Genomic DNA, 24,284 nt, shown 5'->3' with positions numbered 1-24,284 from the left:
ACCACAAACCCCCCCCCCCCCCGGGGGGCCCCCCCCCCGCCATTTTGGTGCCCCCGGCCCCCCCCCCGCCGACAGGCGTTCTCGTACGCGTGGCACCACAGCCGAGGAAACCCATCACCACCCGCCGGCCCGGTCCAGCCACGGAAGATCGCCACCGACGACGGGTAACGGGCGCTCTGCACCTGCCTGTCGACCTTCCGCGGCCTCGGGGCAGATGCTCACCGACCTGCTCTTCGTCGGCTACGACATCATCGTGTCCCGGTGTTGGTCCAACCGCCGGTGCGGATCGGAGAGTTGCGCGACGATGCGGACCGGCGGCCGGGCTCGCCGGAAGGACCGCGTTCATGCCGTACACCGGGGTCTACAACCTCACCGGCATGCCCTCGATCACCATCCCCCTCACCTGGAACAGTGAAGGCCTGCCGATTGGCGTGCCGCTGGGCGCGCGGTACGCCGATGATGTGCTGTTGGTGTCTCTTGCGGCCGAGGTCGTTCTCTCGCCAGGCAACTTCGGCACGCCCTGTCGGGCCCAGCAGGCGAGCGGGTGTGTGCGTGCTTCGGTTCGGCAGAGATCCGTGTCTTCGGTTCGGCGGAGCGGGAGTAGTGGGCCAATCCTGTGCGGCCTCTCGTCAACACGATCGGACCGTGAGCCCTCTCCCACCCGGCGGAGTGCCATGGCTTCCCGGGCCGCGGCAGTCACGTCGGTCAGTAACGGCCGCCCACCACCTGGACCGCCAGCGCATCGAGCGCGCGCACTTCGTCGGCGGTCAACTCGATGCTCTCGGCGGCCACATTCTGCTCCAGCCACTTCACGCGCTTCGTCCCGGGAATGGGCACCACGGGAACACCGAGGCGCTCGCTGCCCGCATGCACCCAGGCAAGGGCGAGCTGCGCCGCGGTGACCCCCTTGTGCTCCGCCAGAGAGCGGACGCTGTCCGCCACCGCCTCGTTGGCGGTGGTCCGGAAGCGGGGAAGCCGCTTCCGGGCGTCACCAGCAGGCAGGGATGCCGCATCCACCGTGCCGGTCAGGAAGCCCCGGCCAAGCGGCGCGTACGCCACCAGGGCCACTCCCAGCTCGCGCAGGCCGTCCGCAACCGTCGTCTCGAGATCACGGGACCAGATCGAGTACTCGCTCTGGACCGCTGTGATCGGATGAACGGCGTGAGCGCGCCGCAGGAGCGCGGTGTCAACCTCGGAGAGGCCGATGTGCCGGATCTTTCCCTCCTTCACCAGCTCCGCCATGGCGCCGACGGACTCCTCGATCTCGGCGGTCTGCGGGGGCCGGTGCAGGTAGTAGAGGTCGATGTGGTCGACCCCCAGACGCATCAGGGAGGCGTCACACGCGCGCTTGATGTAACCGGCCTCTCCGCGCAGCACCCAGGCGTCGCTGCCCACGCGGTCGATACCGGTCTTCGTCGCGACCTGGACCTCGTCGCGGCGACCGGAGATGGCGCGGCCCACGAGCACCTCGTTGTGGCCGAAGGCGTAGGCGTCGGCGGTGTCGATGAGGGTGACGCCCAGGTCGAGGGCGCGGTGGACGGTGTCGATCGCGTCGTCCCAGCTCGTGGGACCGTATCCCTCGCTCATCCCCATGCAGCCAAGTCCCTGGGAGGAGGTGGCGAGGTCGCCGAGTGAAATGGTGTTCATGGAATGTCTCCGTTCGTCGTCCACGGCGCACACTCGCAGCGTCGTAAGCGCGTACGGGGCCGCAGGACGGTTGTAGGGTGACAGAGATACCGGAGGACCCTCCGGTATCAATCACGCTATCGGAGGGTCCTCCGGTAAGCAAGCAGGGTCGGTAATGTCTGCCTGCCCAGGCGGCATGAGAGGCCCGGGGAGAGCGCGCATGCATGAACGTCAGGGGCCCCCGCAGCCGGTACGCGCCCACGCTCGTCGAAACCGCGAGAAGCTGCTGGCCGCAGCGCAGGACGAGTTCAACCGCGTGGGCAAGAACGCCTCACTGGGTGGCATCGCCAAAGCCGCCGGGGTAGGCATCGCCACCCTCTACCGGCACTTTCCGGACCGGGAGTCTCTCGTCCTGGCCACCTACGAGTACGAGGTGGATCAGCTGTGCTCGGCCGCGGACAGTCTCCTCAAGACGCTGCCGCCGGATCAGGCGCTCAGGGAGTGGATGAGACGCCTGGCGGCCCTGTTGGTCACCAAGCAACAGATGTCCGAAGCGCTGCAGAGCATGAATCCCTCCGACGGAGGGTGGGCGTCCGAGTCCTACGCGAAGGTCTTCGGCGCGATCGACTCCCTCGTCGCCGCGGGTGTAGCCGCCCAAGCGATCCGTGCCGATCTCGGGACGGCTGACGTGGTACTGGCCATGAGCGGGCTTCTCCGTCTGGACGTATCCGGTGACTGGCGGTCCCAGGCCGACCGGCTGATCGGACTCCTGATGGACGGTCTGCAGGCTGGGATTCGAAGCGACATCGGCGTCGACGGCGGCTGGAATGCCTGACCGGGTTCAGTGCCCCGGGCCTCGTGGCTGCCTGTAGACGGACCGCGCCAGGACGCTCGGACGGGCTTGGGCAGGCATGCGCGCCGTAGCGCTGAGCATGCCTGAGTAACCCACCACCTGACGAGGGACGTCATGCCAGGCCGCTCCGTTACGCAGCACGTAGAGGTTGCCCGCCTGCTCGGCGCAGCATTCTGAATTCGCCACGCTGCGATCACGGCACAGGCCTGAGGCATTGACTGCACGGCCCTTGGCCCTTGGCCTTTGGGTGAGTGGCTCCGTGGCATCCGCCAACGGAGCCTGCGCGAAAACCCGTTGGCGGGCCACGGTGACCACTGCTACTTTTCTGAAGGCCGTGCGAGAGGACGAGGAGGTGGTACCCGTGAACGCAGTATCGACATGGGTGCTCCCCTCTGGGGTCATGGTCGGGCGGTAGGTCGTCCGGGAGCGCCGTTTACGAGCACTCCCGAAAGGTACGACCATGCAATTCACTTCCGAACAACGCCTCGACGACGATGTCCTCGAACGCGAGTTCATCCTCGGCGAGATCCCCGGCACCCTGTGGACGCCTGAATCCGCCGCACCGGCCCCGCTGATCCTGATGGCCCACAACAACGGCCTGCCCAAGGGTGCATCCCGGCTGGTGGCCCGGGCCCGGCACTGCGCGGCGTACGGCTACACGGTGGCCACCATCGACGCCGCCGGGTGCGGTGACCGGCCCCGATCCGCCGCCGACGAGCAGGCCCGCGCCGACCTGCGCCGGGCGATGCAGGCCGGCGAGCCGGTCGACGAGATCTTCGAGTCCTTCATCGGCCCGCTCGTCGAAAAGGCGGTCCCGGAATGGCGGACCACCCTGGACGCTCTCCTTGCGCTGCCCGAGATCGGCGGCCCGGTCGGGTACTCGGGGTGGACCGCCCTCGGCATCCGGCTTGCGGTGACCGAGCCGCGCATCGCGGCCGCCGGCTTCTTCGCCGGGGGTTTCGTGCCCCGCGCTCAGCGCGAGGAGGCCCAGCAGGTCACCATTCCGCTGCTGCTCCTGCTGCAGTGGGACGACGAAGGGAACCCCCGGCAGCGGGCCCTGGACCTGTTCGACACCTTCGGCACCAAGGAGAAGACGCTGCACGCCAATCTGGGCGGGCACACCGGCACCCCGTGGTTCGAGGTGGAGGACGGGAACCGGTTCTTCGGCCGGCACCTGAAGTAAGGCCCGACCGCCGGACCGGCATCAGTCGGTAAGCGGTGCCGGCCAGGCTGCCGCTCATCGAGGACAGGCCCGCGCCCCTCCTCGATGGCGGTAGCCATCAGATCCACAACCGCCCCGATCGCGGCGGAACCGGCCACCGGCGGTACCGTCCGGCCGGGGCGGCGCTCGGCCACCGGCGCCTCCATCACCTGGGCTTACGCCGTCAGGCACTCGCCCCGTACCGGGCGGACCGCCGGGCAGGCGGACCGACTCGACCACGAACGCCCGGACCGGGCCGGAGTTGGTGGCCGGCTGCCAGCCGTCCGCGAACCAACCGCAACATGGAGCACCACGCCAAACTCCACACCGAACCCAAGTCACAGGCCGTAGGGGCTTTGGGGACCCGAACGTCGGGCCTTACGTGCCACCTGCATCACCCCCACCAACTCCGACCGAAGGCCGGGGAGGTGCAGGCGTGGTCAGCTCCCGTCTGCCGTCTCACCTTGTGGCGGAGCAGGACAGGTAACGGCGGTGAAGGAAGCGGCTTCGGGTGGGGGAGGGGATCCAGAGAGGGGTAGCCGGCCTGCACGCGTGGCCGCAGGCTCGGGGCCCCGAATCCGCCGCCCGCCGCCCCTCCCGAACCCGACCCACCGGACATCAGCTCCCGAGCTTCCTGTCCAGGAACCCGGAAATGGTGCCCATCACCTTCTGCGTGGACCACGGCACACCGGCCTCGACGTCACCGAGGAACGACATGTCTCCGTGGTCGGCACCCTTGACGACATAGCGAGTCGCCTCCACTCCCTTGGCCTTGAGGGCGTCGAGCAGGATCAACGACTGACTGGGAGAGATGATGTGATCGTCGGATCCCTGGAGCAGGATGAAGGGGGCCGAAGAGGATCCCAGGTAAGTGGCAGGGTCGGCTGCCTTGTTCGCGGCGGGGTCCGCAGCGACGGTCTTGGTGGAGCCGGGACCGAATACGTACGCATTGATGAAGCTGCCAGGCGCCATATACGTGGCCTTGGTCGCCGCGTCGCAGTCGTCGGCGATCTTTGCCAGGTCGCCGGCGCCGAACTCGTCGACAACGGCCTGGACGTCACTGCTCTGGTCGAGGTTGTCCCCCGTGTCGAACTGCTTGTTCCCGTTGGTGGCACCAGCCATGGCCGCGAGGTACCCGCCGGCCGACTGGCCCCAGACGGCCACCTTGTTCGTATCGATGCCGTACTCGTCCGCGTGGGCACGCAGATAGCGGATGGCGGACTTCACGTCGGCGACGCCGTCCTTGTACGTCGAGCCGGTCGTCTCTGTGCGGTACTCGATACTCGCGACCGCGTAACCCTGATCCGCGACGTAGGTGCGTTCGCCGAGGTTGGCCGACTTGTCCGCCATCACGAACCCGCCTCCGGTGATGTAGACCACCAGGGGCTTCTTGCCTGCCGTCTGCGGCACCTGAAGGTCCAGCTTCAGGTCGACCTTCTTACCGTTGGCCGTGGGTGACGAGTACGTGATGTCCTTGTGGGTCGTCACCTCGGTGTTGGTGCACTGCATCTGCGGGCCGTCCGGAGTGATGACCGTGCTTGAGCGGGTGCTGGTCGGCTTCACTGTCTTGGCCACCGGAATTGCCGGGGTGGGAGCCCCGCTTGATGCCCCTGAGGGAGCGGCGCTCGTGGCTCCGCTGGAGGGCGCCGGGCAGGCGGCGGTCTTCGTCGCGGGCGATGGCGACACGGATCCGGCGGCTGTTGTGGACCCCCCTGACGAGCAAGCCGTCACGCCGAGACCGAGAAGCGTGATCCCTGCGATCACGCTGAGCGTGCTGCGCGCAGACATGCTGAACCTCTTCCTCAAGCGGAGATAATCTCTCCATTTATTAACGGTAGCACCGCCTTGGTCGATGTGCAGTACATGGGTAGCCCACCGAGGGGGTCGCTCTGGCCCTGACGAGCATCCCGAGGCGGGAACTTCAGCCGAACGGAGAGGGCAGGCTCCCGCTCACGGAGAGCGTTGGGGGAGGTGTTCTGTCGATGCCGATCAGAACACCGACGATCGTGGAGACGACGCTGGGGTGACCCGATCCTGCCGGTGCGCGATCCCGAGTTTCCGGAATGGGGCCCTGTGCGCAGGCGCCGACAGGTCCTGCCGCTGGCTCGCTACTCTCGTTCCTCAGCGGGCCTGACCAGGCCCATTACCTGCTCCACTGTTTCGTTGCTGAGGCTGGGAGTCGTCAGTGGAGTGTTGTCGGGGCGCTCTCTGAGGCCGTTCAGAAGGACCTCGATGTAGCGGCGCCAGATATCCGGCCGCTTCCCCTGCGTGAACTGGGTGGCGGCGCTCAGCATGTGCTGGATGACGGGGATGTCGGAAGGGGTTACCTCAGCCCGGAGATCCCCGCTCTCCTGGGCCCGGCGGATCAGGGCTCCGAGGAAGGGGAGCATGCCTCCGCGCGCTGTCTCCATGGGCTCGGAGCTGTGGCTGCCCAGCATGATCACCTCATGGAGGCCGCGGTTCCCGGCGAGGTCGGCCGTCATCTCCATGAGGAAGTCGACGAGGCCTTCCCAAGGGTCAGGGTGAGCAAGCGCCTTCTCGGCCGACTCCTGCCGCATCGCGAGATCCTGCTCGAACAGGGTACGTACGAGGGCTTCCTTGGTGGGGAAGCGGCGATACATCGTACCGACGCCGACTCCGGCATGGTGGGCCACGTCGTCGAGTGTGACCCCCAACCCGCGCTGACTGAAGACCTCGCGTGCCGCCTGCAGGATTCTCTCCCGATTGAGAGCGGCATCTCGCCTCAGGGGACGGCCACCATCAGTCGGCTTGCTTCCCCGGGAACTCTCAGTCATATCGACATGGTAACCCTGTTGATCACACCCAGTCCTTGCCGTGAGGGGGGCAAGAGATCGCCTGCGGGGCTGCCGGCGGCCGCGTCTGCTCATCCTTCTGGCGATGTCCCAGCTCCCCCGCCGGTCACCGTGATCAGCTCCGCTACGGCGCCACCCGATCCACGCACGCCGCGCCGGCGGAAGGATCGTCCTGTCGTCGGTCGAGGCGAGGTGCCAACGGTGCCAACTTGCCCTGGCGTCTTGCGTATTCGGATGACTTCATGTGTCGCTCACACCCCTACCCGCCACGCGGTGAACCGCAGGGATGGGGTCACCATGTCCTCGCACACCCCTGCTGGCCGCTCCCTCGGCGGCGACGGTGTGTGATCTTGGGCGAAGAGTCTGTACGACAAGAGCCCCGAGTGAAGGTCTGAGCCAAAAGCGTTCGGGGCTGTCTGAGTTCTTTCGCAAGACGGCCGACCTGTGGGGCCGTTCTGGCGTCGCTGGTAGGGGGAGGCGAAATTGGCCGCACTTGGTCGGCTGAATGCGGAGACATCTTCTTCACAGGGATGGGTGTAAGTGGAATCTGGAGACCTACCTCTCCGGATGATTCCCGTGTATGACCATCCAGGGAGGAAAGAACCCACCCCCGCCTGCGCAACTCGGTGACAGGAGATGCTGCCTGGTATTCGCTGGTGAAACGGCGGTGTGCGGGGGTGGTTCACCATCCGCAGGGGCGCGAGTCGGTCGAGTCAGCGGACCGACTGTGAGCCTGCGGGCGAGTGGCGCGCCCCTCAGTCGGAGGTGGCGGCAGCCTCGACCTCGGCTACCGAGTTGTCCTCGGGGGACACGTAGAAGACCGAGTGGCCCTGCTTGAGGCGCCGGGCGCGGTTCTTGGCCACGAGGTTCTCAAGGGTGGTGCGCACGACCGTGGTTTTGAGGTTCCGGTCGGGATGGCTCCCGCCGAGCGTAACGGTGATTTCCGCTGCTGAACGTGGCTCTGCCTGCTCATCGAGGTGAGTGCGGATGAGGTCGATCAGCGTGGGTTGCCCTGCACGAGACTTGCCACGAGGTGACCTCTCGGCTGCACTCTTCGCCTTCGCGCCGGAGCGCTTGGAAGCGGTCTTCACCTGCCGCTGCGCCGGCACGGACACCGTGCCGGAGGCAGCGGGAGCCTTCGGCGCAGTCATGTCCTGCTGGCTCAGCGCCTGTTGGAGGCCCTGCAGTATCTGATGGTCGTTCTGGAGTGCGTTGAGTTGCGCCTGCAGGGCATCGATCTCTGAGGTGAGACGGTCCTTTTCCTTGGTGTTGCGCTCCAGATCCTCGGCGATCTGTGCGCTGTATTGCGAGGTCAAACTGGTGGTCGAGATGGGGGAATCAGGCATGGAGTGGGCCTCTCCTTTGGTCCAGGCGCCAACGGCTCCAAGAATTTTGGTAGCACGTGCAGCCAATGTGCCTGCAATAACTTAGGGATACTACGCATGTCCGTGCCTCCATGTTCCCCTCGGGGTGCTGAACCCACCTATTAGGGAGCGCCCGGCCAGGCCAAGTTGGGACTGACCCGACGAGGCGCGCGTATGCGTAGGTGCCTACGGTAATGGCCCCAACCCGCTGTGGTTCACGACGAGTTGGGGTCCCCGACGAGTTGTGGGGGTTGTTCCGCGAGTCGTATCACCGAGAGTCGTGTAGCCCCCGCCGGACGGCCATCACCCTTTCCGGCAGGCTCGGCCGGCCCTTCCCCGGCCTGGTCACTGCCCAAGCTTGTCGCCTGCCTGGGGAAAGTTCACAGGCGGGTCATCCGCATCGGCCGCGAGGCGTTACGTGGCCTGCTCGCCCGCCGCGGCGTCACCTTCCAGCGCACCAAGGAGAAGCCCCCCGACCCCGGGGTGTGAGGCGAGGCTGGACCGGATCGAGGAAATGGTCGAGCGTTTCCAGGACCGGGGGTCTCCGCCTGCCACGAGTTCGGCCCCCTCGGGATCCGCACCACCGGCGGCAACCGCTGGGCCCGGCAGACCAAGCCCGACCGGGCGCGGGCCACCTGTCACCGCACCCACGGAGTGCGCTATTGCCCCGGGTGCTACTCGGTCGACCATGATGCCCTGTGGGGGCGCCAACCGTCGCAGGACAGACGCTGCGCACTTCGGACCACTGAGGCAGTTCACCCTCGCTGACCCCCACAACCCAACCACACCGTGCGGAACCGGGCTCTGCACGCCTACCTGCGCCGACGCCACGCCACCCCCGCGCCGACGTCTCAAGTGACGGAATCGGTGGCGGTGAGCACCAGAGCCTCGAGAGCCCGTTCGGTCACGCCAATCCCGAGCGGCTGTTCGCCTGGGCCGGTGCCACGCCAAGCCGGCCCTGGCGCACCGACCCCGGAGGCGGTCGCGGCCTCGACGACTGCTTCACACGGGACTTCGCACGCAGCATCGGCGCCGAGATCATGGGCCGCAACAAGTTCGGCGCCCAGCGGGGGCCCTGGCGCGACCATGACTGAGTACACAAACCCTGTGCTCCCACGAAGGACGCGAGCCTGCCCTCATCCCGCAGGCGTGAGGAAGTACCGGACCCTGCGGATGAAGGACGTATGGATCCCCAGGCCCTTCAGGGCCGACGCATGTCCTTCACGCGGCGAAGCTTGCCCAGCGACCGCTCCAGGGTTTCCGGGTCTACGACGGCAACCTCGACGGAGACTCCGACGCCATCCTTGATTCCCTGAGCGATGGCCTTTGTGGCGGCCGCACGCTGAGGGGGACCGCTGTCGGGCCGTGCTTCCACGCGGACCGTCATGTGGTCCATCCGTCCGCGCAGGCTGAGTTCGATCTGGAAGTGAGGGGCAACACCAGGCGTACGCAGCACGATCTCTTCCACCTGGCTGGGGAAGACATTGACACCACGAAGGATGATCATGTCGTCGCAACGGCCGGTGATCTTCTCGATACGGCGGAATCCTGGCCGGGCGGTCCCGGGCAGCAGCCGAGTCAGGTCCCGTGTGCGGTAGCGGACGATGGGCAGGGCTTCTTTGGTGAGCGAGGTGAAGACCAGTTCACCGCTGTCACCCTCCGCCAGGACCTCATCGGTGAGCGGATCGACGACCTCGGGGTAGAAGTGGTCCTCCCAGACATGCAGTCCGTCCTTGGTCTCCACGCATTCCTGGGCGACGCCGGGACCGATCACCTCGGACAGCCCGTAGATGTCGACAGCGTGGATGTTCAGGCGCTCTTCGATCTCGCGGCGCATCTGCTCCGTCCAGGGCTCGGCACCGAAGATGCCGACCCTGAGGGAGGTGGAGCGAGGGTCGATGCCTTGGCGCTCGAACTCGTCGAGGAGGGTGAGCATGTACGAGGGCGTGATCATGATGATCTCGGGCTTGAAGTCCTGAATGATCTGCACTTGGCGAGCGGTCATGCCGCCGGAGGCGGGGATCACGGTGCATCCGGCGCGTTCGGCGCCGTAGTGGGCGCCGAGGCCGCCGGTGAACAGGCCGTAGCCGTAGGAGATGTGGACTCCGTGACCCGGGCGGCCGCCGGCGGCCCGGATGGAGCGGGCGACGACATCGGCCCACATGGACAGGTCGTTGTCGGTGTAACCGACCACCGTGGGGCGGCCGGTGGTGCCGCTGGAGGCGTGTACGCGGCGTACGTCCGACATCGGGACGGCGAACATGCCGAAGGGGTAGGTGTCGCGCAGGTCGGCCTTGGTGGTGAAGGGGAACCGGGAGAGGTCCTCAAGGCTGCGGCAGTCGTCGGGCTTGACTCCGGCCTCGTCGAACTTGTGCCGGTACAGCTCCACGTTGTCGTATGCGTACCGCAGCGTCGTGCGCAGTCTGGTGAGTTGGAGAGACCTGATCTCCTCGCGCGACAGCCGTTCGCTGTCATCCAGCAATGCCTTGGGAGGCGGCTCTCCCCGGCGCGCTTCCAGGTGCTCGGGCACGATGACTTCGCTGCTCATTGCGGCTCCTCATGTTGCGTGCTGCGAAGAGTGCGACTTCGGCCGCGGAACTCCGCGATCACTTCGTCGCCGCGCAGGACACTCACGTCGTAGATGCCGCTGCGGCCGAACCGAGTGCGTTCATGTGCCGTGGCCACCAGGACATCACCTTCGTGCGCGGGCGCGATGAAGTCGATGTCGGCAGCCGCGGCGACGGTGACGGGTCCGTGGCTGTTGCAGGCGCAGGCGAAGGCCGAGTCGGCGAGAAGGAACAGGAAGCCGCCATGGGCAATCCTGTGTCCGTTGACCATGGCGGAGGTCACGGTCATCCGGAGCACGGCAGTCCCGTCGCCGTGCTGCAGCAGCTCGATGCCGAGCCCTCGTGATGCCTCGTCATCGGCGAACATCCTGGTGACGGGATCAGGTGTCGTGCTGTTTACCTGGGTCGTCATTTCCACCACCTTGTGGACCGACCGAACATTCGGTTAGCGTGCGGCAAGGCCAAGTAATCCAGCAAGACTCCTGCCTGTCAAGAGGGGGACCGGATGCTCCAACAGAACCTCGAGGATCTTGACTCCTTCGCACGTCACAGCCCGCTGCCCGACCAGGCGGCCGCCGCGGCCGACACCCTGGGAGCCATCGTGAACGACGGAGTGCGCGAGCGGCTTGAGCAGGCGGCCGGTCCGGGCCGCACGGTCCACGCGTCGGCCGCCGTCGCGCACCCCGGGTATCCCGGGGTCATCCTGCGAACGCCGCTGGTGGCAAGGCTCGACTCGGAGGGGGCGCCGGTTGCCGACGTACACCACCGCCAACCCGGCGGCCAGTGCCACCTTGTCCGATGTCGCCCTCGTCGCCGGCCGCTTCGCGACCCTGCAGTCGCGCCGTCCTGCCCTGCCCCAATTGAGGAGTCCGCCTGATGTCGGATGAGATCTACCTGATCGACGGAGCCCGGACCCCGCAGGGGCGCTACGGCGGCGCCCTCGCCTCCGTGCGCCCTGACGACCTCGCGGCTCTGGTCGTGGGCGAGGCCGTCCGCCGCTCTGCCATTCCGCGCGAAGCCGTGGACGAAGTCGTCCTGGGCGCCGCCAACCAGGCCGGTGAGGACAACAGGGACGTCGCACGCATGGCTGCACTGCTCGCGGGCCTGCCCCACACCGTGCCCGGCTACACCGTCAACCGCCTGTGTGCTTCGGGCCTGACAGCGGTGGCCGCAGCCGCTCACACGATCCGCGCCGGAGAGGCCGATCTGGTGGTCGCCGGGGGAGTGGAGTCCATGACCCGCGCACCCTGGGTGATGGAGAAGCCCGGCACCCCGTGGGCCAAGCCGGGCCAGGTGCACGACACCTCTTTGGGCTGGCGATTCACCAACCCGCGATTCGCAGCCGCGGACCGGGCCGTCGCCAACGAGTCCGGACCGCAGACGCCGAAGATCACCCTGTCCATGGGGGAGACCGCCGAAGAGGTGGCGGCTCTGGACGGCATCACCCGTGCCGAGTCGGACGCCTTCGCCCTGCGCAGTCACCAGCGAGCTCTTGCGGCGCAGGAGGCAGGCCGCTTCGACCGGGAGATCGTGCCGGTCCCGGTCAAGGACACTTCGGTGACCCGGGACGAGGGACCGCGGGCGACCACCACCCTGGAGAAGCTGGGCTCCTTGCGCACCATTTTCCGCAAGGACGGCATCGTCACGGCAGGCTCCTCCTCGCCGCTGTCGGACGGCGCCGCCGCACTGGTGCTCGCCAGCGCGGCAGCCGTCGACCGCTATGGGCTCACCCCGCGGGCACGGATCATCGGCTCCGCCTCGGCCGGCGTGCAGCCCAACCTCATGGGACTGGGGCCGGTCCCGGCCACCGAGAAGGCGCTCGGCCGCGCGGGCTGGGGGATCGGGGAACTCGACGCGATCGAGCTGAACGAGGCCTTCGCCGCTCAGGCACTCGCCGTGATACGGCGGTTGAAGCTGGACGAGGAGAAGGTCAACGCCGACGGTGGGGCCATCGCCCTGGGCCACCCACTGGGCTGCTCCGGCGCCCGCATCCTCCTCACACTCCTCGGTCGGCTGGAACGGGAGAACGGCAGCCGCGGCCTGGCCACCCTGTGCGTGGGCGTGGGCCAGGGCGTCGCGCTCCTGGTGGAGCGGATATGACCGCCGGGAGTCACCGCGCGTCGTACGACACCTTGCTGGTGGAGGAGCGGACCGACCGGGTCGTCGTCACTCTGCACCGCCCCGAGGCCCGCAACGCCATCAGCGGCCGCATGATCACCGAACTGCACGAGGTGTGCGCACAACTGGAACGCACCCCGAAGCTGCTGCTCCTGACCGGACACGGCGGTGTCTTCGCCGGCGGGGCCGACATCTCCGAACTGGTCAAGCGAGGCAGGGACGAAGCTCTGCAGGGCATCAACAGCCGGTTGTTCGAGCGAGTCCGGAGGCTGCCCATGCCCACGCTCGCCGCGGTCGACGGCTGGGCTCTGGGCGGCGGCGCCGAACTGGCGTACGCCTGCGACCTGCGCCTGGCCGGCGCCGATGCTGTTTTCGGCAATCCCGAGCCGGGCCTTGGCATTCTCGCGGCGGCCGGTGCCTGCTGGCGTCTGCCCGAACTGGTCGGTGAGTCGGTCGCCAAGCAGGTCCTGCTCGCCGGCCGCAACCTCGACGCCCGGGCGGCTCACGCTGCGGGCCTGGTCATCGACGTCGTACCGGCCGAGGAACTGGTGCGGGAAGCCCACGCGCTACTCGACCGTATGGCGCGCTCGTCGGCCACGGCCCTGCGTCTCACGAAGCTCGTCGTCGACTCGCCCGGCGCCCACCCCGTGGCCGACGACCTGGCACAGGCCGTGCTGTTCGAGAGCGAGGACAAGAAGGACCGCATGACACGTTTTCTCGACAGAAGGAGCCGGATATGACGTCAGCGCCCAAGGCCGTCGGAGTCATCGGGGGCGGACGCATGGGCTCGGGGATCGCCCAGTCCTTCGCCGCCGCCGGCTCGGCGGTGACTGTGGCGGCTGGGCGGCACAGAGGATCACCGGGGCGCGGTGCGAGCCTTTCTGGCCGGACAGCAGCCGTCCTTTTCCGGGCACTGACCCGCCCGGTGCTTGCCAGTCCGGGGAGGGCTCATCGTATGATGGACCGAACGAATGGTCGGTAGGTAAGGTGGTACACATGGCTACAGCACAGTCCGTCGCGTCCTCCGGTAGCGACACCGAGCCGGAGCTGCGGTCCCAATTCGAGTCGACGATCGCGCGGGACCAGCGGATCGAACCGCGCGACTGGATGCCCGAGGGATACCGCAAGACGCTGGTCCGCCAGATCGCCCAGCACGCACACTCGGAAATCATCGGCATGCAGCCGGAAGGCGAATGGATCACCAGGGCGCCGTCGCTGCGCCGCAAGGCGATCCTGTTCGCGAAGGTCCAGGACGAAGCGGGCCACGGCCTGTACCTCTACTCCGCTGCCGAGACCCTGGGAGTGGACCGGGCCGACCTGACCCAGCGACTGATCGAGGGCCGCCAGAAGTACTCCTCGATCTTCAACTACCCGACGCCCACCTTCGCTGACGTGGGCGTCATCGGCTGGTTCGTGGACGGCGCGGCGATCTGCAACCAGGTGCCCCTGTGCCGTAGCTCGTACGGCCCCTATGCACGAGCCATGGTGCGAGTCTGCAAGGAGGAGTCGTTCCATCAGCGCCAGGGCTACGAACTGCTGCTGACGATGATGCGCGGCACCGACGCCCAGCGCGAGATGGTGCAGGACGCCGTGGACCGATGGTGGTGGCCCTCACTGATGATGTTCGGTCCGCCGGACGATGACTCGCCCAACTCCGCTCAGTCCATCGCCTGGAAGATCAAGCGGCACACCAACGACGAACTGCGCCGGCGCTTCGTCGACATGACCGTGCCGCAGGCGGCGAAGCTCGGTGTCACCCTGCCCGATCCTGAACTGCGATGGAACGAGGAACGCGGCCACCACGACTTCGGCACCCCTGACTTCGCCGAACTCAAGCGGGTGATCAGCGGTGACGGCCCGTGCAACACGGAGCGAGTCGAACGGCGCAGGGTCGCACACGATGAAGGCGCCTGGGTACGGGAGGCAGCCACCGTCCATGCGAGCAAGCAGGCCGCCCGAGCACGTGAGGAGGCAGCAGCATGAGCGAGTCGGAGAACGAGAAGCGGGACTGGCCGTTGTACGAGGTGTTCGTCCGGGGCAAGCGCGGACTGAACCATGTGCATGTGGGCTCGCTGCATGCCGCGGACGACCGGATGGCTCTCACCCACGCCCGCGACCTCTACACCCGGCGCAATGAGGGCGTCAGTATCTGGGCCGTGCGCTCGGAGTACATCGCCGCCTCCACGCGCGACGAGAAGGACCCCTTCTTCGTGCCCAGCGCGGACAAGGTGTACCGCCACCCGACCTTCTACGACATCCCTGACGATGTCCCGCACATCTAGGAGCCGGGGATGAGCGACGATCACGTCTACATGACTCTGGCCGAGGGCCACGACGACAGCGATGCACGCTGGGCGTTCGGTACCGGCTTCGAAGACCCCCTGCACGGCGTGGACACCTCGGTGCCCGACAGCATCGATGCCGCCGAACTGGCTGCCTCCTGCACGGCACTCGGCGACGACACCCTGGTCCTGGCGCAACGGCTCGCCGAATGGGTCACCCTGGCCCCGGAGCTGGAGGAGGAGGTGGCGCTGGCCAACATCGGACTCGACCTGCTGGGCCAGGCGCGACTGCTGTACGCCCGCTGCGGCCAGGCCGACGGCAGCGGACGCACCGAGGACGCCTATGCCTACTTCAGGGACGCCGAGGACTTCCGCAACGTCCGCCTGGTCGAACTTCCCAACGGAGACTTCGCGTTCTCCGTCGTGCGGCTGTTCGTGTTCTCCAGCTGGCGTCTCGCTCACTTCGCCCGGCTCGAATCGTCGCCGGATCCCGTACTGGCGGCGATCGCTGCCAAGGCCCTGAAGGAACTGGCCTACCACCGACAGTACGCAGCCGAGTGGATGGTGCGCCTGGGAGACGGAACAGAGGAATCCCACCGCCGCATTACCAACGCGCTGGCAGACGTGGCCCCTTACTTGCAGGAACTGTTCTCGGCCCACGATGGGCGGAGCGAAGTCCTGGCAGATCTTCAGCAGGTTCTGGACGCCGCAGGGCTCAGCATGCCGCAGGCTTCGCCCGTGCCCGGAGCGGGGCGGCACGGCGACCACACCGAATACCTCGCGCCTCTCCTTGCCGAACTGCAGAGTGTGGCCCGCGCTCATCCGGACGCGACATGGTGACCGCCCTGTCCGACGTCCGGCGCGCCCGGCGAGTTGCCGAGCAGGTGCCCGACCCCGAACTGCCCATGCTCACCCTGGCCGACCTGGGCGTCCTGCGCGACGTGACCATCACGGAGGACGGCACGGTGGTCGCAAGCCTGACCCCGACGTACTCAGGTTGCCCGGCCATGGCGGAGATGCGGGCCGACGTGTCCGCCCGCCTGCGGGAGGCCGGCTTCGAGCGGGTGGAAATCCGCACGGTACTGAACCCGCCGTGGACCAGTGACTGGATCACCCCCGCAGGGCGCAGCAAACTCACCGAGTACGACATCGCCCCGCCCCTGAAGACACCGCAACGCCCCGCCGGCCCGGTACCGCTGAGCCTCTCACCGATGCGCCGCATCGTGCCGTGCCCGCGCTGCGGGTCGGTGGACACCCAGGAGACATCGCGATTTGGGTCCACCTCCTGCAAGGCACTGTGGCGTTGCCTGACTTGCCATGAGCCGTTCGAGTACGTCAAGGAGATCTGATGGCAGAGCTGACGGCACCGACTTCCGGTGCCCCCGCGACAAGGGCACGCAGGCGCCGCCCGATGTTCCACTCCCTGCGCGTGGCCAGCGTACAACGCCTGTGCGAAGACGCGGTCGCTGTCAGCTTTGAGATTCCCGATGCCTTGGCGGAGGAGTTCCTCTTCGCGCCAGGTCAGTCACTGACTCTGCGGCGGAAGATCGACGGACGGGACGAACGGCGCTCGTACTCGATCTGCTCACCGGTCGGCGCACCCCTTCGCATCGGAGTCCGGGAGGTACCAGGTGGGCTGTTCTCCTCCTGGTTGGTCCACGAGGTGAAGCCCGGCGACGCCGTCGAAGTCATGGCTCCCACAGGTGTTTTCACACCAGACCTCACAGGGCCCGGTCACCATGTACTCATCGCAGCGGGATCCGGGGTCACCCCCATGATGTCCATCGCCGAGTCGGTACTGGCGTCCGACGACAAGTCGAAGGTGACGCTCTTCTACGGAAACCGGCGCACCGACACAGTCATGTTCGCCGACGAGCTGGCCGACCTGAAGGACACATACCGCACACGATTCCAGCTCGCACATGTCCTCTCCCGGGAACCCCGTGAAGCCGACCTTCTCTCCGGCCGCCTGGACGGCGAGCGCCTCGATGCCCTCATCGACGGACTGATCGATGTCCCGAGCGCAGACCACTGGTGGCTGTGCGGTCCCCACGGCATGGTTCGGGACGCCCAGCAGGTACTCGCGAAACTCAATGTGTCCAACGAACGAGTGCACCAGGAACTGTTCTTCGCCGACGAGCCGGCCCAAGCGATCCGCCGCGAGGAGCCAACGGCCGACGGACCCGTCAGCGAGGTCACCATCACCCTCGACGGCCGCTCCACCACGGCCGCGCTACCCCGCGCAGGCACGATCCTCGACTCGGCTGCGCGCATCCGTCCGGACCTTCCCTTTGCCTGCAAGGGAGGGGTCTGCGGCACCTGCCGTGCTCGAGTCACCCAAGGCGAGGCGGACATGCGCCGTAACTACGCCCTCGAAACCGCTGAGATCGACGCCGGATACGTGCTGACGTGCCAGACGTACCCGCTCTCCGAGACGCTGTCCGTCGACTACGACAGCTGACCCAGCTCGGCGAACCAATGGGCACTCCTGAGCGACGGTCGTCTCTTCGTGTGCGGCCGAACGCGCGAGGTCACGAGCACATCCCAGAACTGCGTATGTGCAAATCAGCAAACGCCACACGGACTGTGAGCCTGCCTGATTGCCCCTCCCGCTTGCCATCGACGGGGCGTCACTTGTCCTGAGTTGTGCGGATGGAGGACGTGGCTGTGCGGGCCTCCGACACCGGTATCTCCCCCGAGTAGCCCGAGGTGTCGAACGCCATCTCTGCGACAGTCAGGGTGCCGAGAGGCGGTAGTAATCGATTGCCCCAGCGATGCTCTTGGGCGGGCAAACTTCCATCCGTTCAACTCTCTTGACACCGGTTGCACGGCTGCCTTTACTTACCACTCACGAGACGACCAATCGTTCGGTCGGTAGGTCTGGGGTGATGATCAGCCGCAGCCCTGGAAGTTTCTGCCGACATGATGAAAGGCCTGGTCCACTCAGCTGCAGAGTCTCCATCTCCAGCTGGCGGGAGCGGCCCGGGCGCCACCCTGCCCCGGTCTTCCGCCGACTGCTGCTGGCGCCGTTGGTATCACTCACCCAGTGAACTCGGTGGAATCCAGTTGCGCAGCGCCCTGCTTGTTGCGACCAGCGAAGTCCGACTGCACGAGGCGTGGCAGAAGGATTTGGCTCAGCGCACAAGCCGGCAGGGCACATCCAGTTGTTGATCGAGGCAGTGACAGACCGGCCTCGATCAGATCGGCAACTGAGCGATTTCATTCCCCACTTCGCTCCGGTATTCCTCTCCCCAAGCCCCGATGAACAGCTGCGGCGGCATCGCTCACCCTGTCAGGAGACAGCAGTGGCCATCGACCGAAACCTACCCGGGACGGTCACGCCAAAGCGGGTACGCCCGCTGCAAGTGGCAACAGCGAGCTTCGTCGGAACCGCCATCGAGTGGTACGGCTACTTCGTCTACGGCATGGCTGCGGCCATTGCATTCGGACCACTGTTCTTCCCCGGTGTCTCCTCGGCAGCGGGAACCCTGGCTGTCTTCGCCACTTACTCGGTCGGCTTCTTGGCCCGCCCGGTGGGCGGCATCGTGATGGGTCACTTCGGTGACCGGGTCGGCCGCAAGTCCATGCTGGTTATCTCACTGCTCACCATGGGACTTGCCACGGTGGGCATAGGGCTGCTTCCCACCTACGCCACCGTCGGCGTCTGGGCGCCGATCCTGCTGGTGACCCTGCGTTTCATCCAGGGCATAGGGGTCGGTGGAGAGTGGGGCGGAGCGGTCCTCATGGCTGTCGAGCATGCCCCTGATCGAAAGAAGGCCTTCTACGGAAGTTTCCCGCAGATGGGTGTGCCAGGAGGGCTCATTCTTGCCAACCTGGTGTTCCTCGGCCTTACGACCAATCTCAGCAGTGACGCGTTCCTGGCGTGGGGGTGGCGAGTTCCCTTCCTGGCGAGCGCCGTCATGGTCGTGGCAGGCCTGGTGATTCGACTCACCATCTCTGAAAGCCCGGACTTCGAGGCGGTCAAGCAGTCGAAAACGGAACAACGCATGCCCATCGTGGCAGTACTGCGAGAACACTGGAAGGAAGTGGCCCTATCCGCCGGGGCGTTCATCGGAATCAACGCGGTCGGCTATATCTTCATGGCCTACCTGCTGTCCTACACGACCGCCGTGCTGGAACTGAACCGGAACCGCATCCTCGTCCTCACCCTCATCGCGTCCCTGGTGTGGCTCGCGGTTATTCCCTGGGCCTCCGCTCTCTCGGACCGGCATGGCCGGCGGGTGGTGCTCAGGGTCGGTTCCCTAGGCCTTGTCGGGTGCGCACTCTTCCTGTTCCCAATGATCAACACCGCGAACTCCGCCCTGATTCTGCTGGCGCTCCTGGTGACGGCTATATTCATGGGTATCGTCTATGGGCCGATAGCGGCGCTGTTCTCGGAACTTTTCAGAGCTTAGATTCGCTATAGCGGGGCCTCTCTCGGCTACCAGTTGGGGTCGATACTCGGTGGCGGCCTGGCGCCAACCGTTGCCACAGGCCTTTACACGAGCTGGTCATCCACCACACCTATCGCCTTGTACCTCACGGCGGTGACGCTGATCAGCCTCGGCTGTGTGTGGCTGGTTACCCGTAGAACGGCTTGACGGTCGGGGTCCTCCAGAGACGGCGGTCAGAGATTGACGTCCGCTCTGGGGGATCCCGTCGTGGACGCCGGCGTTCTTCTGTCGATCGGTCGGTGGGGCACCGGCAACGGGTCTTCGCTCGCGCCTGAAATGGCAACAGTCTTCATGGACGTCACGAACACCTGGGCGGGCAGGAAGCACCTACTCATACTGTTTACATGTGCAAGTCTCCCCTTTGCGGTGTGGAGGGTCACGATGGTCGAAGCCTTCATAAGGCTGATGACTGTGTGACCTCGCGCGGCTCGAACGAGCCGTGCCGTCATCGGAATTCGTTTCGTGTCGCGAGGGAAGCGCCTTACCGTGGCGCGGTGACGACTCAGGTGATCATTCTCAACGGTGGTTCAAGCTCGGGAAAGTCCGGAATCGTACGGTGCCTGCAGGCCGAACTGGCCGATCCGTGGCTGACGTTCGGGTGCGACTCGTTCGTCGACGCCCTGCCAGTGAAGATGCGGGCGTCGGACGGGGGAATCGTGTTCGCGGCGGACGGCGAAGTGACCGTCGGGGCGGACTTCCGGGCTCTGGAGGCGGCCTGGAAGGACGGCGTCGTGGCGATGGCCCGTGCAGGCGCCAGAGTCATCATCGATGACGTCTTCCTCGGCGGAGCGGCGTCTCAGCAGCGGTGGCACAAGGCACTCGGTGGTCTGCCCGTGTTGTGGGTGGGCGTCAGGTGCGACAGTGCGGTCGCCGCGGGCCGTGAGGTCGCGCGAGGAGATCGCGTCCAGGGGATGGCCGCGGCGCAGGCGGATGTGGTTCACGAGGGGGTCTCTTACGACTTGGAGGTGGACACGACGCGCACCGAGTCCCTGACGTGTGCGCGAACCATCGCCGCCCACGTCGGTTGACCGCTGGATCACCTCTCACGCCGTTTTCCCGTCGGCCTGGTCCAGCTGGGTCTGTCAAGGGCCCCCGTCGGCTCAACTGGCGGTCTCACGCTGCGGGTTACGAACCATTCACCGGCGCGTGGACCGGCAACGCCACGAAACACGCTCGCGGCACTACCCGCCAGCGGTGAAGCGGGCTCGCCACAGGTCGCGGAGCAACGCGATCTCGGCCATGTGATGGATGAATTCGAGGTTGGCCCCCGACAGCACGCCGATGAAGGGGTCGTCGGGGTCGGAACCGTACGGGTACTGCGAGAAGCCGACCGTGTCGAGCTGCTCTTCCGTGACGGCACCTACGCTCGCGCGCCAGCGGTCGATCACCGGCCAGAACCGCTCGAGTGTCAGGGCGGCGGAGGGGGAGAAGTCAATCATCAGCTTCGGATCCTTCAGCCGTTCGCCGAAGGCCCACTCCCAACCGCCCGCGAACTGGTGGTGCAGGTGTCCCAGCCGCCAGGCGATGGTCGTGATCGGCGCCGTGTCCGGCTCCGGCTCACCGGTGTGGGCGAGGATCTGCTCGACCCGCTCGACACTCACACTCCAGTCGTCGGCGATCTTGGCAACGGTCATGCCGCCGGCGGCCTGCCGGGCAACCTCGGCGTACTCGCTCGCCGGGATGTCCGCCGCGCCCAGGTCGAGCACCCACTCACCAGGACCGAACGCCCTGGGGGTCGCCGCCTCGCCCCGGCGCCGGAGCGACCAGCAACCGGGCACCGGCTCCCACAGGTACTCCTCGTCACCGAGCCCCGTCAGCCGCACCTGAGCCATCTCCCGTGCCTTGTCGAACTGCTCGAGCAGCAAGCCCAGACGGTCGGTCCGTGCACCCTCGGTGTCCATGCAGATCTCCCCTTGCGGCCGCGTCGCGCACCTCACTGTGCTCAGGCGGAACGTATCGGCTCACCTCGCCGGGCGCGACCGAATTCTTCGCCCGCCGAGCGGTTCAGCACACCCGGCATCACCGCACACCGCCAGGCTGTCCAGGAGACCGCAAGCCGCCGAACACGAGGACGGTGAGAGCATCGGCGAGAACCGAGACGGGAAGCTCCCCGTCCGGCCGGTACCACTCGATGAGAGAATTCACCGTGCCGAAAACCAGTCGGCTTGCGAGATGGGGATCGATATCGGCCCGGATTCCTCCTTCCTGCGCCGCGAGTTCGACCAGCTCGGCCACACGGTGATCGAACTCTCGCCGTCGCTTGAGGACTCGCTGTTCGGCAGCACTGTTCCCGTGGACTCTCAGTAGCAAGGTCACATACGGCAACTCGGCTGCGAGTACTTCGACGCTCCGACGTACGATGTGCTCAAGCCGGGCCGTGGGGGCGAGTTCGGATGTATTGGGTTCGTCAATGAGAGAAAAAAGGGCATCGAGAGCACGGGTGACAGCAAGGTCCAGAAGTTCCTCCTTGCCGGAGACATGGTGGTAGATGCTGGACTTGCTCAGGCCCAGGCGTCTGGCCAACTCCTCCATACCGGTGGCGTCATAACCACGCTCATTGAAGACCTCCACTGCGATCTCAAGAAGAGATTCACGGTCGTAGTTGGGTCGGCTTCGGCGATCCTGATTCTGTGATGACACGTTATTCACCTGCCCATTGTCGCAACAGGCGCGATCACTGGCCTACCACTGCGCCCGGAGGGCGTGGGCACGGTCGACGCCCTTGCCCACGATTCTTTGATGAGGGTGTCGTCCACGGTCCACTTCGGCTGCGGGGCGGGGAGCTACCGGTCACAGGGGATGATCTTGGAAGACGTCGCTCCGACCCGTCCTGACGCCACGGCGTGGACCCGGACACCGTGGGACGGCTCGCCCAGGCCCGTCGACGAGTCTCAATAAAACTCGGACGGCGATGTCGAGAACCGGTGACCGGCTCCGTCCCTGCTGTGAACGCGACCACAATGGGTCGTATCAGCACCAAGGAGAACACGATGGCCAAGTACCTGCTCCTCAAGCACTACCGCGGCGCCCCGGCTTCGGTCAACGACGCACCCATGGACCAGTGGACGCCGGCGGAGATCTCGGCCCACGTGCAGTACATGCGCGACTTCGCGGACCGGCTTGTGGGGACCGGTGAGTTCGTCGGCGAGCAGGCGCTCGCCCCCGGGGGGACGTTCGTCCGGTACGACGGCGAAGGGCGCCCCCCGGTCACCGACGGACCGTTCGCCGAGACCAAGGACCTCATCGCCGGCTGGATGGTGATCGACGTCGACAGCTACGAGCGCGCTGTCGAGCTGGCAGGGGAACTATCGGCCGCCCCCGGGAAGGGCGGGGAGCCGATCCACGAGTGGCTCGAACTTCGTCCTGCCTACGGCGTGCAGCCCACGGTCACGGAGTGACCTCCGAAGTGAACGAGGCCCTGCTACGGAGCCTCACACCGAGCGTGCTCGGGATCCTCGTCCGCCGCGGAGCCGACTTCGCGGCGGCCGAGGACGCCGTGCAGGACGCGCTGGTCGAGGCGGTCCGCGTATGGCCGGCCGACCCGCCGCGGGATGCGAAGGGCTGGTTGGTCACCGCGGCCTGGCGCAAGTTCCTCGACGCGACCCGGGCGGACACTGCCCGCCGCCGACGTGAGGACCTCGTCGACGAGCAGCCGGCCACCGGGCCCGCGCCCGCGGTGGACGACACGCTCCAGCTCTACTTCCTGTGCGCCCACCCGTCGCTGACGCCGTCCTCCGCGGTCGCACTCACGCTGCGTGCCGTCGGTGGGCTGACCACCCGCCAGATCGCCCAGGCCTACCTGGTACCCGAGGCGACGATGGCGCAGCGCATCAGCCGGGCCAAGCGCATCGTCTCCGGAGTGCGGTTCGACCAGCCCGGCGACGTCGCCACCGTGCTGCGCGTCCTCTACCTGGTCTTCAACGAGGGCTACTCCGGCGACGTCGACCTCGCCGCCGAGGCCATCCGGCTGACCCGGCAGCTCGCGGCCGCGATCGACCACCCCGAGGTGGCGGGGCTGCTCGCCCTCATGCTGCTCCACCACGCCCGGCGCGCCGCCCGGACCGCGCCCGACGGCAGCCTGGTGCCGCTCGCCGAGCAGGACCGCGCCCGATGGGACACCAGGTCGATCGCCGAGGGTGTCGGGATCCTGCAGGCGGCCCTCGCCCGCGACCGGCTGGGCGAGTTCCAGGCCCAGGCCGCCATCGCGGCACTCCACGCCGACGCGCCCACCGCCGCGGAGACCGACTGGGTACAGATCGTCGAGTGGTACGACGAGCTTGCACGTCTGACCGACAGCCCGGTCGTCCGGCTCAACCGCGCGGTGGCAGTCGGTCAGTCCGACGGACCACGCGCCGGCCTGGCCGCGCTCGCGGCGCTGGACGACTCCCTGCCCCGCCACGCCGCGGTGGCGGCGTACCTCCACGAGTGCGACGGCGACCTGGCGACGGCGGCACGGCTGTACGCCGAGGCGGCCCATAAGGCACCCAACCTCGCCGAGCGCGACCACCTCACGCGCCAGGCCGCCCGACTCAACGCCCGCGGGGATCGCTGAGGGCGCACGACCAGGGGCACATCCACGAAGGGCCGGTTGTCGGCATCGATGGCTGTGCCCTTGTGAGCTACGCCGCTGCCGAACCCTGCTGACGGGTTTCTGCCCGGCTCTCGTCTTTCCTGTGTTTTTCTCATTCATTAGAGATCTTCAGAATAGGTGGAAAAGTCTCCCGCAGTCTGTTTCCTTAAACTCCTCTCAAGAACGCCTCCTAGTGTTTTCCACGTCGAAGCCGAACGGCTTCGGCAAAAGAACTAGGCAGCCGTTGAGCTGTGCGTATGGAGGAAGCATGAGCTTCAAGAAGGTCGTCCCGGTCAAGCCCGCCAAGCCTGCCAAGGCGAAGCCGGCCAAGGCCGCCAAGCCGGCGAAGGCCCGCAAGGCCCGCCCGATCAAGTAACCCTACGGTCGGACCTTCCTTCTCGGGTTGAACAACCCCTCACCCTCAAAGGAGGGGGAA

General features: G+C 66.9%; 23 protein-coding genes and 1 pseudogene. 16 read left to right on the top strand and 8 right to left on the bottom strand.

Annotation, left to right across the window (positions count from 1 at the left end; genetic code table 11):
• Positions 1–705: 705 nt before the first annotated feature.
• The gene (locus tag ACFWP7_RS40280; RefSeq protein ID WP_384392789.1) at positions 706–1,647 is read right to left on the bottom strand and encodes an aldo/keto reductase; all 942 of its coding nucleotides are present in this window, start codon (positions 1,645–1,647) and stop codon (positions 706–708) included.
• Positions 1,648–1,846: 199 nt separating this feature from the next.
• Between ACFWP7_RS40280 and ACFWP7_RS40275 the strand changes: the two genes are divergently transcribed.
• Positions 1,847–2,461 carry a TetR/AcrR family transcriptional regulator gene (locus ACFWP7_RS40275; protein WP_384392786.1) on the top strand — a complete coding sequence of 205 codons (615 nt, stop codon included), beginning with the start codon at positions 1,847–1,849 and terminating at the stop codon, positions 2,459–2,461.
• A 478-nt stretch (positions 2,462–2,939) separates the two neighbouring features.
• On the top strand, positions 2,940–3,662 hold the full coding sequence (locus tag ACFWP7_RS40270) for an alpha/beta hydrolase (protein WP_384392783.1): 723 nt from the start codon (positions 2,940–2,942) through the stop codon (positions 3,660–3,662).
• 636 nt (positions 3,663–4,298) lie between these two features.
• On the opposite strand, the gene ACFWP7_RS40265 is transcribed toward ACFWP7_RS40270, so the two are convergent.
• Positions 4,299–5,255, bottom strand: a complete 957-nt coding sequence (locus ACFWP7_RS40265) for a prolyl oligopeptidase family serine peptidase (RefSeq protein ID WP_384392780.1) — start codon at positions 5,253–5,255, stop codon at positions 4,299–4,301.
• A 52-nt stretch (positions 5,256–5,307) separates the two neighbouring features.
• On the opposite strand from ACFWP7_RS40265, the gene ACFWP7_RS40260 reads away from it, so the two are divergent.
• Positions 5,308–5,496, top strand: coding sequence for a hypothetical protein (locus ACFWP7_RS40260; protein WP_384392777.1), 189 nt, complete (start codon positions 5,308–5,310; stop codon positions 5,494–5,496).
• Positions 5,497–5,788: 292 nt separating this feature from the next.
• Here ACFWP7_RS40260 and ACFWP7_RS40255 read toward each other — a convergent pair whose 3' ends face one another.
• Together ACFWP7_RS40255 and ACFWP7_RS40250 are read right to left on the bottom strand one after the other, a co-directional pair.
• Complete coding sequence (locus tag ACFWP7_RS40255) at positions 5,789–6,475, bottom strand: TetR/AcrR family transcriptional regulator (protein WP_384392774.1); 687 nt, start codon at positions 6,473–6,475, stop codon at positions 5,789–5,791.
• A 773-nt stretch (positions 6,476–7,248) separates the two neighbouring features.
• Positions 7,249–7,839, bottom strand: a complete 591-nt coding sequence (locus ACFWP7_RS40250) for a hypothetical protein (RefSeq protein WP_384392771.1) — start codon at positions 7,837–7,839, stop codon at positions 7,249–7,251.
• Positions 7,840–8,720: 881 nt separating this feature from the next.
• On the opposite strand from ACFWP7_RS40250, the pseudogene ACFWP7_RS40245 reads away from it, so the two are divergent.
• Positions 8,721–8,948, top strand: a pseudogene (locus ACFWP7_RS40245) (deaminase); the annotation flags it as partial.
• A gap of 110 nt (positions 8,949–9,058) precedes the next feature.
• Here ACFWP7_RS40245 and paaK read toward each other — a convergent pair.
• Both paaK and paaI read right to left on the bottom strand, forming a co-directional pair.
• Positions 9,059–10,405, bottom strand: a complete 1,347-nt coding sequence (gene paaK, locus ACFWP7_RS40240; RefSeq protein WP_384392768.1) for a phenylacetate--CoA ligase PaaK — start codon at positions 10,403–10,405, stop codon at positions 9,059–9,061.
• Positions 10,402–10,836, bottom strand: a complete 435-nt coding sequence (paaI, locus tag ACFWP7_RS40235; protein ID WP_384392765.1) for a hydroxyphenylacetyl-CoA thioesterase PaaI — start codon at positions 10,834–10,836, stop codon at positions 10,402–10,404. Before paaI ends, paaK begins: the two co-directional genes overlap by 4 nt.
• Before the next feature lie 464 nt (positions 10,837–11,300).
• On the opposite strand from paaI, the gene ACFWP7_RS40230 reads away from it, so the two are divergent.
• From ACFWP7_RS40230 to cpt, 10 genes are all read left to right on the top strand, one after another.
• Positions 11,301–12,524, top strand: a complete 1,224-nt coding sequence (locus ACFWP7_RS40230) for a thiolase family protein (protein ID WP_384392763.1) — start codon at positions 11,301–11,303, stop codon at positions 12,522–12,524.
• A complete protein-coding gene (locus ACFWP7_RS40225) occupies positions 12,521–13,282 on the top strand; it encodes an enoyl-CoA hydratase/isomerase family protein (protein ID WP_384392760.1) in 762 nt (253 codons plus the stop codon). The genes ACFWP7_RS40230 and ACFWP7_RS40225 overlap by 4 nt, the downstream gene beginning before the upstream one ends.
• Positions 13,279–13,524 (top strand): 3-hydroxyacyl-CoA dehydrogenase NAD-binding domain-containing protein, encoded by a 246-nt coding sequence (locus ACFWP7_RS40220; RefSeq protein ID WP_384392755.1) that lies wholly within the window; start codon positions 13,279–13,281, stop codon positions 13,522–13,524. Before ACFWP7_RS40225 ends, ACFWP7_RS40220 begins: the two co-directional genes overlap by 4 nt.
• A gap of 14 nt (positions 13,525–13,538) precedes the next feature.
• Entirely contained in the window at positions 13,539–14,525 is a 987-nt protein-coding gene (gene paaA, locus ACFWP7_RS40215) for a 1,2-phenylacetyl-CoA epoxidase subunit PaaA (RefSeq protein ID WP_384392752.1), read from the top strand.
• Positions 14,522–14,824 (top strand): 1,2-phenylacetyl-CoA epoxidase subunit PaaB, encoded by a 303-nt coding sequence (paaB, locus tag ACFWP7_RS40210; RefSeq protein WP_384392749.1) that lies wholly within the window; start codon positions 14,522–14,524, stop codon positions 14,822–14,824. The genes paaA and paaB overlap by 4 nt, the downstream gene beginning before the upstream one ends.
• Positions 14,825–14,833: 9 nt before the next feature.
• Positions 14,834–15,664: a 1,2-phenylacetyl-CoA epoxidase subunit PaaC gene (gene paaC / locus ACFWP7_RS40205; protein ID WP_384392746.1), complete on the top strand. Its 831-nt coding sequence runs from the start codon at positions 14,834–14,836 to the stop codon at positions 15,662–15,664.
• Positions 15,658–16,173: a 1,2-phenylacetyl-CoA epoxidase subunit PaaD gene (gene paaD, locus ACFWP7_RS40200; protein ID WP_384392744.1), complete on the top strand. Its 516-nt coding sequence runs from the start codon at positions 15,658–15,660 to the stop codon at positions 16,171–16,173. The genes paaC and paaD overlap by 7 nt, the downstream gene beginning before the upstream one ends.
• Positions 16,173–17,285: a 1,2-phenylacetyl-CoA epoxidase subunit PaaE gene (paaE, locus tag ACFWP7_RS40195; protein ID WP_384392741.1), complete on the top strand. Its 1,113-nt coding sequence runs from the start codon at positions 16,173–16,175 to the stop codon at positions 17,283–17,285. The genes paaD and paaE overlap by 1 nt, the downstream gene beginning before the upstream one ends.
• 844 nt (positions 17,286–18,129) lie before the next feature.
• Positions 18,130–19,239, top strand: coding sequence for an MFS transporter (locus ACFWP7_RS40190; protein ID WP_384392738.1), 1,110 nt, complete (start codon positions 18,130–18,132; stop codon positions 19,237–19,239).
• A 533-nt stretch (positions 19,240–19,772) separates the two neighbouring features.
• Positions 19,773–20,306 carry a chloramphenicol phosphotransferase CPT gene (gene cpt / locus ACFWP7_RS40185; RefSeq protein ID WP_384392735.1) on the top strand — a complete coding sequence of 178 codons (534 nt, stop codon included), beginning with the start codon at positions 19,773–19,775 and terminating at the stop codon, positions 20,304–20,306.
• A gap of 153 nt (positions 20,307–20,459) precedes the next feature.
• Here the strand turns inward: cpt and ACFWP7_RS40180 are convergent, their stop codons facing one another.
• Both ACFWP7_RS40180 and ACFWP7_RS40175 read right to left on the bottom strand, forming a co-directional pair.
• On the bottom strand, positions 20,460–21,179 hold the full coding sequence (locus ACFWP7_RS40180; RefSeq protein ID WP_384392732.1) for a DinB family protein: 720 nt from the start codon (positions 21,177–21,179) through the stop codon (positions 20,460–20,462).
• A 118-nt stretch (positions 21,180–21,297) separates the two neighbouring features.
• Positions 21,298–21,927 (bottom strand): TetR/AcrR family transcriptional regulator, encoded by a 630-nt coding sequence (locus tag ACFWP7_RS40175; protein WP_384392729.1) that lies wholly within the window; start codon positions 21,925–21,927, stop codon positions 21,298–21,300.
• Positions 21,928–22,268: 341 nt separating this feature from the next.
• Here ACFWP7_RS40175 and ACFWP7_RS40170 point away from each other — a divergent pair, with 341 nt between their 5' ends.
• Together ACFWP7_RS40170 and ACFWP7_RS40165 are read left to right on the top strand one after the other, a co-directional pair.
• Entirely contained in the window at positions 22,269–22,676 is a 408-nt protein-coding gene (locus ACFWP7_RS40170) for a YciI family protein (protein WP_384392795.1), read from the top strand.
• Between the two features lie 8 nt (positions 22,677–22,684).
• Positions 22,685–23,830, top strand: coding sequence for an RNA polymerase sigma factor (locus tag ACFWP7_RS40165; protein WP_384392792.1), 1,146 nt, complete (start codon positions 22,685–22,687; stop codon positions 23,828–23,830).
• The last annotated feature ends 454 nt before the right edge of the window (positions 23,831–24,284 follow it).

It is taken from the genome of Streptomyces sp. NPDC058470 (assembly GCF_042721055.1).
GTDB lineage: Bacteria > Actinomycetota > Actinomycetes > Streptomycetales > Streptomycetaceae > Streptomyces.
Note: the sequence above shows the minus strand (reverse complement) of the source record. Positions and strands in the feature narration are given on the sequence as shown.